The organism is Butyrivibrio sp. (assembly GCF_015056685.1).
Lineage (GTDB): Bacteria > Bacillota > Clostridia > Lachnospirales > Lachnospiraceae > Butyrivibrio.
The window spans coordinates 1-12,926 of record NZ_SVFW01000002.1; the positions used below are offsets into that span (position 1 = coordinate 1).

General features: G+C 38.8%; 9 protein-coding genes and 1 tRNA gene. 3 read left to right on the forward strand and 7 right to left on the reverse strand.

Features of this window, described 5'->3' with window-relative positions:
• Positions 1-164 precede the first annotated feature (164 nt).
• From E7303_RS00870 to E7303_RS00880, 3 genes are all read right to left on the reverse strand, one after another.
• Positions 165-1,949, reverse strand: a complete 1,785-nt coding sequence (locus E7303_RS00870) for a hypothetical protein (protein WP_292143411.1) — start codon at positions 1,947-1,949, stop codon at positions 165-167.
• Positions 1,950-2,277: 328 nt separating this feature from the next.
• Positions 2,278-2,351, reverse strand: a tRNA-Arg gene (locus tag E7303_RS00875).
• A 90-nt stretch (positions 2,352-2,441) separates the two neighbouring features.
• Positions 2,442-3,311 carry a sensor domain-containing diguanylate cyclase gene (locus tag E7303_RS00880; RefSeq protein WP_292143412.1) on the reverse strand — a complete coding sequence of 290 codons (870 nt, stop codon included), beginning with the start codon at positions 3,309-3,311 and terminating at the stop codon, positions 2,442-2,444.
• A 216-nt stretch (positions 3,312-3,527) separates the two neighbouring features.
• Between E7303_RS00880 and E7303_RS00885 the strand changes: the two genes are divergently transcribed.
• Positions 3,528-4,655, forward strand: a complete 1,128-nt coding sequence (locus E7303_RS00885) for an aldo/keto reductase (protein ID WP_292143413.1) — start codon at positions 3,528-3,530, stop codon at positions 4,653-4,655.
• A 66-nt stretch (positions 4,656-4,721) separates the two neighbouring features.
• Here the strand turns inward: E7303_RS00885 and E7303_RS00890 are convergent, their stop codons facing one another.
• From E7303_RS00890 to E7303_RS00905, 4 genes are read right to left on the reverse strand one after another with little or no spacing between them, the layout of a single operon-like run.
• Positions 4,722-6,137: a DUF4340 domain-containing protein gene (locus E7303_RS00890; protein ID WP_292143414.1), complete on the reverse strand. Its 1,416-nt coding sequence runs from the start codon at positions 6,135-6,137 to the stop codon at positions 4,722-4,724.
• Positions 6,127-7,608, reverse strand: a complete 1,482-nt coding sequence (locus E7303_RS00895; protein WP_292143415.1) for a GldG family protein — start codon at positions 7,606-7,608, stop codon at positions 6,127-6,129. The genes E7303_RS00890 and E7303_RS00895 overlap by 11 nt, the downstream gene beginning before the upstream one ends.
• On the reverse strand, positions 7,605-8,471 hold the full coding sequence (locus E7303_RS00900) for an ABC transporter permease (protein ID WP_292143416.1): 867 nt from the start codon (positions 8,469-8,471) through the stop codon (positions 7,605-7,607). The genes E7303_RS00895 and E7303_RS00900 overlap by 4 nt, the downstream gene beginning before the upstream one ends.
• The gene (locus E7303_RS00905) at positions 8,449-9,441 is read right to left on the reverse strand and encodes an ABC transporter ATP-binding protein (protein WP_292143417.1); all 993 of its coding nucleotides are present in this window, start codon (positions 9,439-9,441) and stop codon (positions 8,449-8,451) included. Before E7303_RS00905 ends, E7303_RS00900 begins: the two co-directional genes overlap by 23 nt.
• Positions 9,442-9,602: 161 nt before the next feature.
• Here E7303_RS00905 and E7303_RS00910 point away from each other — a divergent pair, with 161 nt between their 5' ends.
• Together E7303_RS00910 and E7303_RS00915 are read left to right on the forward strand one after the other, a co-directional pair.
• Positions 9,603-12,065 (forward strand): clostripain-related cysteine peptidase, encoded by a 2,463-nt coding sequence (locus tag E7303_RS00910; RefSeq protein ID WP_292143418.1) that lies wholly within the window; start codon positions 9,603-9,605, stop codon positions 12,063-12,065.
• 15 nt (positions 12,066-12,080) lie between these two features.
• Positions 12,081-12,890, forward strand: coding sequence for a YlmH/Sll1252 family protein (locus tag E7303_RS00915; RefSeq protein WP_292143419.1), 810 nt, complete (start codon positions 12,081-12,083; stop codon positions 12,888-12,890).
• Positions 12,891-12,926: the final 36 nt, after the last annotated feature.

Sequence of the window (12,926 nt, forward strand, 5' to 3'; positions counted from 1 at the left end):
ATCCATTTTTTCCGGACAGAATACTCTTTGCGTCAGTAAAATGCATCTTTTCACCATCCATTCTGACTAAGTTAAATGAGCTTTACCCATAACCGTACCAAGTATTTCTGACATATAACTCCTATCATCTAAAGTATATCATAAACAAAGTCCTTATTTTATAATTATGAAGCATTAAGCTGAAGTGCTAGTTCTTCCATAACCAAATCTATATTATTACTTCTTACATACAGTAGTTTTTGGTCTTTTTCTTTTATAGACATAAGTTTGTAATAGGCTGCATGTGAAAGAACTTCTGTGTTACATATGATATAGTCTTTATCTTTTACTGAAGCAGCAGAAAATGTCTTGTTTTCCGAGTTTAAGTATGTCCAATCCGGAAATTCTATTTTCAATTTACTTTGCCAATTATCGTGACCTCCTATCACTAATACTTTTCTGCCTAGTCTGCTGACATAATCTATATCTGATTTTTTTATATAAGATTTATTTGAATCTCCTTTGCTAATCAGATATACATAATTTCTTAATGCTATTAAATCCTTTGATTCATTTTCATGTTTCTTTATAATTGTTTCTTTTTCTGCTCGAAGTCGGGTAATTTCTTGAGTTAATGAAGTGACCTGTTCTTCAAAATCATGAAGAGTGTTTTGGAGGAAAATTTTTTCTTTGCTCAGATGTTTTTTCTCTAAAGATAGTGATTCTTTTTCTTTTTCATAAGAATACTGTTCAAGAGGAGATATACTCTCAAAAAGATCGTTAATATGTCTTTCTAGCTCTGCGATATACTTACACAGTGATGAAATATGTAAAGCATACCAATAATTTCGTTTATTCCAAGTTGGCATCAGTCCTAATAATTCATTGATTTCGGTGTCATTAAGGTTGTAATGAGCCAGCTTTCTTGGGCTTATACCATACCTAATCATCAACTGTCTAACCATATCACTTTGTGGAGCAGGTGTAACATCTGACGTTGTCGTTGGCATATATATTTGTGTAGTTGATGATAGTGTTCCATATTCTTTCTTGAATTTTTCCAGGAAATCTTTGTAATATTGAATATTCACATTGTTAGTTGAATGAGTTTCTTGAGTATTAGATTGATCTACCCAGCAAAACTCATCATTATGTCCAATCATTGAATCTAGCATAATTATCATGTCATAATCAAAGATAAGAGGTAATCCAGTATGATCAGCAAGAATTAACGATATTGCAACGGTGCACATATTGTTTAGGAATGGTATAGAGTCATTGTCTAAATCTTTATTGACAATATTACGTAGAACATCAGAATTTATGTTATCAGATTTTTTAAGAATCTTTTTTATATTTGGGAAGCCAATATCAACAAGCTCAATAAATGATTTGTAAATATCCTCTGACTTTTCAATACGCATTATTTCAAGCATTGCATTAAGCATACGAGAATATGGGATAAGGTGAGCTCTTAAGGTGCTTTCAAATGCAGTATTTACTTTCATTTTTTTTAAGTAAAACAAATAGTACTCTGGATGTTCAAGCCATATTTCTTTAAGCCTTATATGGCATCTTTCCTGGTTTACAATTCCATAAATCAAAAAGTAATCAACCTTAAATGATTTAGAATAGTCAGAATTCTGCAACGGAGCGAGATACATGGAATAAAAAGTCCTTTTGGTGTCTGAAAGTCTACTATCATTAAGAAAACTTTCTATGTTATACGAAGTTGTTAAATCAAATAGCTTTACAAGATCTTCCTCATTAAGAGAAACGCTTCGGAATTTGGAATCAAAAGAGATAAACTTATTACGCAATTCAAGTTTTTCAATCGCCTCTGACTTCACAATGTGACTTAGGAAAATGTCTCTGGTTTCCGGAATAGATAAAATTTTCCTTATAAATGCTTTTTTCCCAGATACAGAATAATCTAGGCCCTTAAATATAATTTTTTCCTCAATATTCATTATTCCTCCAAAAAATATAAAAATAATAAAGCAAGTGGATAATTAAACGATTTGTTCAAGAAGAAACATTAGAATTGTTTAGAACCACAGAAATGCATTATAGAAAAATCAATCTAGAATGTCAATAAAAATTATTTACAACGTCCGCAGCGTATTGCTTTTTAGTGCAAGATACCGTGGGCTATAAGCCATGCATGAACTCGGAAGCAAAGCTTCCTTCGTCGCGGGCTGGCGCCCTATAAAAAAAGATACATAAAAGCTCTTTAGTGAGTAAACTCCCATTGAGCTTTTATGTATCTTTTTTTGCATGGCTTGTAGCCTTCACGAATGTTCCCGATGCGATTCGAACGCACGACCTTCCGCTTAGGAGGCGGACGCTCTATCCTGCTGAGCTACGGAAACATGCACAAATAATATTAACATAAAGATATTTGTTATTCAAGTGTGTGACTAACGTAATATCAAAAGACCTCTCGCACGGCGCGGGAGGTCTTATCTTGATGCTTTATGTTGTTTTTTCATTTCGTACATTCTTTTGTCTGCAAGTTCTATAAGAGATAGAAGAGAGGTGGTTTCGGAGTAAAGTGCATGTCCAATGGAAGCCTTTACTGAAAATTTGGCGCCATCCAGATTTCTAGGGCTATCAACTGCTCTGATGAAGCGCTTTTGAAGTAATTCTATCTCATCTTCTGACTGAAGCTGATGAAGTATAACAAATTCATCGCCCCCGTATCTAAATAGCACACAGTTATCAGATGCAGCAACAGTAAGGCTTTTACAGATCGACTGCAAAACAAGATTGCCATATTCATGACCGTAGTCGTCATTTACAGTTTTAAAATCATCCAGATCTATCATGTATAAAACAAAATCAGTATGATTCTGTTTGTACTGTTCTTCATACTGGAGCGCAATTTCAGTGTAAGCTCTGCGGTTCAAAACACCTGTGAGCTCATCTGTCTGCGAGAGAGCAGAGAGCCTTGTCTGTTCCTGAACAGCGTCGGTAACATCCAAAAAATAACCAATAAGCCCTACAATCTTTCCGTCAGAAAAAAGAGGGCACTTGGAAGCTTTTATATTGCGAACTCTTCCCTGAACTATGCATTGTCCGGGGACGTTAAGTACAGATTCTCCGTTACCTATAACCCTGAGCTCAACATTTCTAAATGGCACAGGATCAATATGCCAACCCATGTCTTCATCAGTTTTACCGATTATTTCATCGACTGATTTTAGATTATAATAATCCAAAAACATCTGGTTGGCGCCAAGAAATCGTCTGTCTGTGTCCTTCCAGAAGATACCGGCAGGAATCAGAGTCATCAAGTTATTTAGTAAATCAGATTCACTAATATGTTCCATAGTCTTCTTATTTTTATCTGGAGAATTACCTACAATAGTAGTTCAGATTAATTTTAGCATGGTAAAGGAGCGCAATTCTAAAGAGATTATTACATCTTAATAAATAATCTCTTTAATATGACAAAAAAGGATACTAATTGAATATTTGTCTATGATAAAATTTAATAGGGTAGGCTAATAATTTCATATTTTTTTATAATGTTCGGAGGGCAAGCGATGGACAATTCTTTTCCACAGATAAAGACCTTTTTTGGTTTTGGATGCATGAGACTTCCTATGAACGGCTCAGAAGTTGATATTGAGCAGTTCAAAGAAATGACTGATTATTTTATCGATAATGGATTCAACTATTTTGATACAGCACATGGATATATTGATGGAAAGTCAGAGCTGGCAATAAAGGAGGCTCTTACTAGCAGATATCCAAGAGATAAATATCTTTTAACAGATAAACTCACAGAACCATATTTTCATAAGGAAGAAGATATAAGACCATTTTTCCAGAGTCAGCTTGATGCATGTGGCGTTGAGTATTTTGACTTCTATCTTATGCATGCTCAGAATGCTACAAATTTTGAGCACTTCAAAAAATGCAGAGCTTATGAGACAGCATTTGATCTTAAAAAAGAAGGAAAGATCAAGCATGTAGGTCTTTCATTCCATGATAAGCCTGAGGTTCTTGATAAAATACTTACTACATATCCTGACGTTGAGATCGTTCAGATTCAGTTAAACTATGTTGATTATGATGATGCTTCTGTTCAGAGCCGTAAGTGCCTTGAAGTGTGCAGAAAGCACGGCAAGCCTGGTATCGTTATGGAGCCTGTAAAGGGCGGAAGCCTTATAAAGCTTCCTGACGAGGCACAGAAAGTTTTTGATGAAATGCCAGCTAAGCTTTCAAATGCAAGCTATGCTATCAGATTTGCTGCAAGCCAGGAGGGAATCCGAGTTGTACTTTCAGGTATGAGCGATATGGCGCAGATGAAAGACAACGTATCTTTCATGAAGGATTTCAAACCTCTTTCAGAGGAAGAGATGGGAGCAGTTGCCAAAGTAACAGCTATCTACAAAGGACTTGATATGATTCCTTGTACAGCATGTCATTATTGCGTAGAGGAAAATCATTGTCCGATGAACATTAAGATCCCTGAATTATTTGCTTGTCTTAATACAAAAAATGTTTTCAATGATTGGAACCAGAAAATGTACTATGATCTTTTAACAACAGATGGTGCAGGTAAGGCAAGCGATTGTATAGAATGTGGCGGCTGCGAAAATGTATGTCCACAGCATTTAGAGATCAGAAATCTTCTTAAAAAAGTTGCATCAGAATTTGAAAAATAATCTAAATAAGTTATAAATTAAAGAACTCCTTCCAATGTATGGTAAGGAGTTCTTTTTTCTTACATTTTAATCTGAAATTTCCTGATTGGCTTCGTCAGTACTTTCTTTTCCTAAATTAAGCATTGTGGTGATGAAATCCTCTTTTAGGGTGGACATTTGGCTTCTGTCAACGAGACCAAGAGTCTCTCCGTTAAGAGTTACAAGGCAGCTGTCGCCGTCAACTCTATAAAGAGAAATTGCCAGAGAAGTATTAGCTTCATCGTTAAGAACAATAGTGACAGAGAACTCTTCAGTGCCTAGAGCCTTAGTAGAATCAAATTCTTTTACGCTGAGAGAGGTGATGTCGCTTACGATTGTACTTCCCTCGATTTCATAACCATTAACTGTATAGGTAACGATGTCATCGATTGTTTCAGCATCAATAATGTACTGATCAGAATCTATACTTGCTGTGATGGTCTGAACCTGTGATGCAGAGATATCAACAACTGCTGTCGGGCGAAGTGATTCATAATCATAGCCTGTCAGAGTTTCGTAATCCTCAGCAGTATATGAGTAAATGATCTGTGATTCATCAACTCTTAGATAAATAGTCTCATCATCAATCTTCTTAAAGTACAGATAGTGATCTTCCTCTTCACCAAGGTCATTGTCGTCTGTAAAGTCAGTGTCGTAGCCATATCCCTTTACATGTATGGTCAGAGAAGGTGCATCAAATCCCCAGTTAGAGAGCTCTTCGTCAGTGACACAGTATGTGACGTAATCAGAAAATGTTATATGAGTGAAATATCCCAAAAAGCTTGTGACAAAAGAGTCAGAAAGAGGAAGGTAAGTATCGCCATCCTTTAAATAATAGTTATAGCTTGTAGTATAGTCATATGTAGCATCTTCCTCATATATCAGCGAAAGGTTACTATCTCCTGTAAGTTCAACGGACTCGATCTGCTGGTAATAAGGAATCTCATCGTTATCAAGATAGTCATCCTTTTCAGAAGAAAGATACTCTTCAATGTCATCGTCGATAAGATATACAGTTCCGCCGTTTATGGAGATATATCTTTTGGAGTCCATAGTTGAAAAAGTTCCGCAGGAGAGAGTAGTTTCTCCATCCGAAGTCACAAATGTGATCTCTGCCTCAGGATCATCAAGACCGTACTGGCTGTAATCTTCAACATCCTCAATAATGAAACTCGCATGCACTTCTGCAAAATTTTCTATCAGGTAAGAAATCTCTTCCTGATCTACAGGAAAAGAATCATCACCTGAATAAGTCCAGACATCATCAGTTTTTACGAAGTCCAGTGTCTTATCTTCAAAAGTCCATTTTATCTCTGTCAGACTTTCAGCGTCTGCGGCATAAACAACTTCATCTATAGTTGAAATACTTTCAACATGCTTTTCGACGGCATTTACAATGACTATTCCGCCGATAATAAGCACCAGCAGTGCACATAATATAATAAGAGTCTTTTTACGCTTCAACTGCTTTTCCCTCCTTCCTTCTTCTGAATACCTCATCTATTCCGTAAACCAGATAGCCAATAGGAAGGATGAAGATCATTATGATCTTAATACGCTTTGCTGCGGTCTCGCTGATGGTCAGATAGTTGTAGTCAAGAGACTTTGATCTGATTGAGATTGTCTCCTCTTCGCCGATCATCCATGAAATTGAGTTCATGATAAAGTCCACATTGGCGCCTGAAGAGTAGGAGTTATATCCATCATCCAGCATTACATCAGATGCAACCCAGACAAGCTTTCCATCAGTTAACTCACTTGCTACAGATACAGCCAGTGAAAATGGTCCGTCGATATCGCCATCCTCTTTTTCATAGGTCTCAAGTGAATAGCCTGCAATCTTTGAGAATGAATCAGCAGATGTAGTCAAAAGAGAAGTGACAGTGTAAGAACTTGATGAACTGTCTACTGTCAGGCCTGAAGCGATAGGTACAATAACATTGCTCTTTTCATTGATAAGCGCATCTGTAATGTCAGAGGACTCTATTTCAGGTAAAAGAATATACGGCTGGGAGAAAGCATAGTAATCCCTGTTTCCTTCTACTACAACACCATCATTTATAGATACGCCAAGGCTTTCGATAATGCCACGAAGGTTAGAAAGATCGGTATCATCCTGAAGAGGACCGGATAGAACAAGAAGATGCCCTTCGTTTTCTATATAGTCTTCAAGCATTGTTACTTCTTCAGAAGAAAGATCACTAGTTGGTGAATTTATGAGGATCATATCCGCATCCTCAGGTATTTCATCAACATTTAAAAGAGAAAACTCCTCAGTTTCAATATTTGCTTTTTCAAGGCTGTCAGTGAAAGTTGAAGACAGCTCACTTTCTCCGTGTCCTGTAAGGACATAAACCTTAGGGAGATCTTCGGAAACCACATAATCGATAGCTGTAGTTATTTCACTTTCACCATCAAAACTTGAAGAGGCAGAGCCTGTCATGTAATAACTTGAGGAATCGACTTCATAGATGTCATTGTAGCTGATGAACCTGTATTTATCGCCGCATTCAACCACCAGTGAGTTGTTGGAAACATAGTCCTCAGTGTACTGCTGTGCAAAAGTAGGATACACATCAGGGTTCTTTTTTACGACAGTGATGTGTTCTGACATATCGTCGTATACATCAAGAAGCTTTTCAATTACTGAATCCTCCTGGCCTGACTGAACGATCCAGTAGATAGTCACATCTTTTTCCAGATTGTTTACAACTACCTTGGTTGAGGAAGTCAGGGAGTAAAGCTGCGCTGCAGATATGTCAAACTGAGTGATAGTTGATGGAAGAGCGCTAAAAAGCACGTTTACACCAATAAGTATCAGAAGGACAATAACTGTGATGAGGAAGTTGTAGCTTCCAATCTTTGCAGTCTTACTGGTGAGAGCCTGCTTGTTTTTATTTAGCGCATTATTAAGAGAATTCTTTATGCTGATCATCCGTTGTACCTCCTCTTTTCAAGGGCCTGAACACATAAAAACAGGAAAAATACGATTACACTGATGTAATAAACAATTCCTGTAAGGTCGAAGATTCCGTTTACGAAAACAGAAAATCTCTCAAAGAGGGATATCTTTTTCATAATATTTGGAAGGAGGTTGTTTAAAAGCTCTGAATTAACAAAGTAAACAACGACTGAAGCTACGCCGCAAACTACGAAGAGCAGCAGTGCCATGATGTTTGATCTGGTCATGTATCTGATAACAAGAGCAAGAAGGGCTGCGATAACAATGAGAGATATAAGAGCGCCAACTGCTGTTGCTGAAACATAGTCAGAGAGGCTTGCGCAAAAATAATTAAAGAGCATGAAAGCAACGCATATTCCTGCGGCAATTCCCTGTGAATCGGTGAGCGCTGAAATATACATTCCCATGCTTATAAGTGCCATGCCCATAAATATAAATGCGATCATTGAGCCGTATGAAGTAGGCAGATACACATCCCCAAACTGCGCAAAGATAAGTGGATAAATACAAATAATTATTATTGGAATGAGGAAAACTACAAACAGAGATAAAAACTTTCCGACAATAATGTCAGTAGAAGTTATAGGGAGAGAGTACAGAAGCTGATCTGTTTTCTGTTTCTTTTCCTCAGAAATAATTCTCATGGTGAGAATTGGGACTAAAACGATAAATATGATCGAGATAAAATCCAGTACATATTCGAAATTCGCAACGGATGCATTGATGTTGTATAAAAGAGCTCCGATTCCTGTGAAAAGGAGCAGAAAAGCACCAAAGATATAACCTGTCATGCTGTGGTAGAATAGCGAAAGCTCATGCCGTAATACTGCTATCAATTTCTTTTTCCTCCAAAGTTATAATGTTGTTTTCATCTGATTCTGAAGTGAGCTCCATAAAGATATCTTCAAGGTTTGTCTTTACAGGGTTCAGCTTAAACAAAGGAATATCCTTAGCTGCAAAGGCGCGGAATATAGCCTTGCTTATATCTGTAACGTCGCAGTTTTCCACATGGAGCTTTAGCGTGTGATCATCATCGCTTTCACAGACTTCAAACCTGGTTATATTCTGGATGTCCTTAAGAATTTCTTTTGCCTCATCAGTGGAAACGTCCGCACCAATTTCTATAACACTGCCTGATGATGAGTCTTTTCCCAGATTATCAGGGGTGTCGAAGGCCACAAGCTTTCCTTTATAGATGATAAGAACCTTGTCGCAGATGGCCTGAACCTCAGAAAGAATGTGAGAACTGAGGATAACTGTGTGTTTTTGTCCCAAATTGTGGATAAGTTCCCTGATTTCCAGGATCTGCATGGGATCAAGACCAACAGTTGGCTCATCAAGAATGATTATCTGTGGATTGCCCAAAAGTGCCTGAGAAATACCAACTCTCTGGCGGTAGCCCTTTGAAAGGAATTTGATGGGCTTATCCAGGACATGATCGATATTGGTTTCCTTTGCAACACGCTCAATCTCTGCGGGTCTGTCTTTTTTGGAAACTCTCTTGGCCTCTGCAACGAAATCCAGATATTCTCTTGGTGTCTGATCAACATAGAGGGGTGGAATCTCAGGCAGATATCCAATCAGTTTTTTGGCTTCTTTGCTGTCTTCAAATATGTCATAGTCCCCAATCTTGACGGTTCCTTCTGTTGCAGCAAGGCAACCTGTAAGAATATTCAGGGTAGTTGATTTACCGGCGCCGTTAGGGCCGAGAAATCCGTAGATATGTCCGTCTTCAATGGTAAAAGACAAATCGTCTACAGCCAGGGTAGAACCGTAGCTTTTAGTCAAATGATCGACAATGATCAACTCTTTTTCCTCCTTAGTTTTGTATATAGTAAGTCAGAATCTAGAATAAAACCCTTACCTAAAACGAACCTAAAAAGGAAACTCTGTAAAAAAATAATTGAAAAAGTGTATACTATACTTAATTGAAAAAGAAAATGGTATGTAACATCTGGGAGGGAAATATGGCAGATAAACCAATTGGAAGAAAGAAAAATGTAGGAACGGGCGGTTCTGGCGTTCATAGAAGAGGCGAAGCTTTAGGAACAGGACCGGTTGGAAATCCTGATGGATACTCATCTTCAAATAAGACTCCGGGAGTCGGTACGCCTCAGAGATCAGGTGGCAGAAGCCCGCTGTTTATGATAATTGTCATTTTGATCCTTGTGCTTGGAGGAGGAGGTGGGCTGACTTCATTCCTTGGAGGTGGTGACGGCTATACAACGGAGGAAACTGCACAGCCTGAGTTTAGCAATACAACAAGCCAGACTACAACAGGAAGCGGCGTATCTTCAACAAGTTCAACAGGATCAGCTTTGTCTACCCTTAGTCAGCTCTTTGGAGGATACAGTGCATATTCAGGTGGAAGCTCATCTTCAGCAGCCTGGAGCGAGCCTGCAAATACAGGAAAATTAAACACAGCAGTGGATGAAAATGCACGCCCTAAACGCACAACAATCCTTGGAGATGGCGAAGACGTCATTACTATCATGGTTTACATGTGCGGAGCAGATCTTGAATCCAGAAGCGCTATGGCAACAAAGGACATCCAGGAGATGATGGCAGCGAGCCTTGGAGAAAATATAAATCTCATCATCTATACCGGTGGAGCAAGGCAGTGGCAGAACAATGTGATCTCAAGCTCAACCAATCAGATCTATCAGGTAAAAAATGGGAAGCTGTCTCTTTTGCAGGATAATATAGGAAACCTTCCTATGACAAAGCCGTCAACACTCTCAAGCTTTATTAAGTGGGCAGCCGGCAATTTCCCTGCAAACAGATATGATCTCATTTTCTGGAATCATGGCGGCGGATCAACAGGTGGATACGGCTATGATGAGAAGTTTGCTTCAGCAGGTTCCATGTCTCTTTCAGGGATAAATACAGCCCTTAAAGATGGCGGAGTAACTTTTGATTTTGTGGGATTTGATACATGCCTCATGGCGACTGTTGAGAATGCCCTTGTGGTCTCTAACTATGCTGATTACCTCGTTGCATCTGAAGAGACAGAGCCTGGCATTGGCTGGTATTACACAAACTGGCTCACGAAGCTGTCACAGAACACATCAATGGACACCCTTAGCATAGGAAAGAACATAATCGATGATTTTACAAATGCCTGTGCCCAGAACTGTCCCGGTCAGAAGACAACTCTTTCTATCATAGATCTTGCTGAGCTCTCACAGACAGTGCCAAAAGAGCTTGCTGATTTTTCAAAAGACACAACAGAGAAGATAAAGGGCAATGAATACAGAGAAGTTTCCACAGCCCGCAGCAGTTCAAGAGAATTTGCAGCATCATCCAAGATAGATCAGATAGACCTTGTGGACTTTGCAATCCGAATGGGAACAGATGAGTCAAAAGAACTTGCGGAGACTTTAAAGAGTGCCATCAAGTACAACAGAACAAGCACAAATATGACAAATGCTTATGGCTTGTCAATCTACTTCCCTTATAAAAAGACATCTAAAGTCGACTCCATGGTTAGTACTTATGACGCGATAGGAATGGATGATGATTATGCAAAATGTATTCAGAACTTCGCATCAATGGAAGTAGCAGGTCAGGTCGCATCCGGCGGTACATCAAGTCCTGTTCCGTCACTTTTTGGCGAACTGTCATCACAGGGAAGCGGAAGTGCATCAGCTGAGATGATAACGCAGCTTCTTACAACATTTTTATCAAGTGATTTCAGCAGCATAGATGGACTTACTTCCGGCAATACATCTTTCCTTGGAAAAGGCCTTGATGTTGAGCAGGCAGCGAACTACATCGCATCTAATCAATTTGATGCATCGAAGCTTGTATGGACCAAAGCTTCAACTGGCGAAGACGCGATCAAGCTCTCAAAAGATCAGTGGCAACAGGTAAAAGATGTTACATATAAAACCTTCTATGATGATGGAGAGGGATATGTGGAGCTTGGCTGCGACAACGCTATAGAGATCGATGACAACGGATGCCTTCTTGCGCAGTCAGATAAGACATGGCTTTCCATTGATGACCAGATCGTGGCATATTATGTTATTGATGTTCAGGGAACAGAAGATAACTATGCGATCACCGGCCGCGTTCCCTGTTACCTCAATGGAGAGAGAACAAACCTTATCATCGTATTTGATTCAGAAAATGAAGATGGCTATGTAGCAGGTGCTTGCAGCGATTATCAGAACGGAGAAACTGAAACTATCGCTAAAAATGCCACAGAACTGGTAGAAGGTGATAAGATAGACTTTGTTTGTGATTTTTACTCATATGATAAGACATTTAACGGTGCATATCTGCTCGGAGAAGAGATGACTGTGACAGGGCCTATGTCCGATATGGTCATTATGAATCTCCCTGTTGGCGAAGGCGATGTTCTTGAAACATACTGCTTCACTGATATTTTCGGGCAGACCTACTATTCACCAACAATAAAGTACTAAAGAACGGATAGTAATATGGAAGAAAAAACAAAAGATTTTCTTGCAGGGCGCGTAAGAGATCTTGCCACAAGGGCATATATGAACAACTTCGTCACCCACACAGATTTTTTGTCAGTATCTGAAATTGCCATGTTTCATCAGATACTCTCAGCTGAGGGCGTATCGTCCAATGTCCATGAATACTGTGGCGCTAAGTACGTTATATACGGCGGATTTGATGAAGCTGAAAGGGCAATGATATGTTTTTTGCCTGATTACATGGATGAAGAAACATTTCTAATGATGGAAAAAAGGGAATCATCTGTCTGCAGCTGCGTAAGGATACGGCCGGTAAATAAGAAGTTTGCTGATGAATTAAACCATAGAGATTACCTGGGATCACTTATGAATCTTGGGATAGAAAGAGATCAGCTCGGCGATATCTTAACCGGAGATGATGTGGCATACGTATTTGCAACAATGGATATTGCCCAGATGATCTGCAATGAACTGATAAGGATAAAGCATACATCTGTAAAGTGTGAGATAGTCACATCAAATGAATGCAATATAAGACCTAAATTCGAGGAAGTAACAGGAAGTGTAGCATCAGAGAGAATCGATGCGATACTGGCTTTTGTTTATCACCTTTCAAGGTCAGAGGCCCAAAAGCTGATAGAAAGTGAATCAGTATTTATAGACGGCCGAACCGCATACAGCGGCGGATATGACCTAAAAGAAGGTTCAAGGGTCTCTGTCAGAGGACATGGCAAATTCATATATTTAGGAATGCAGAACACCACAAGAAAAGGCAGACTATTTATTTCAGTAAATAAGTTCATATGATAGAAAAGGCTTTGAAAGATATATCACTTTCAAAGC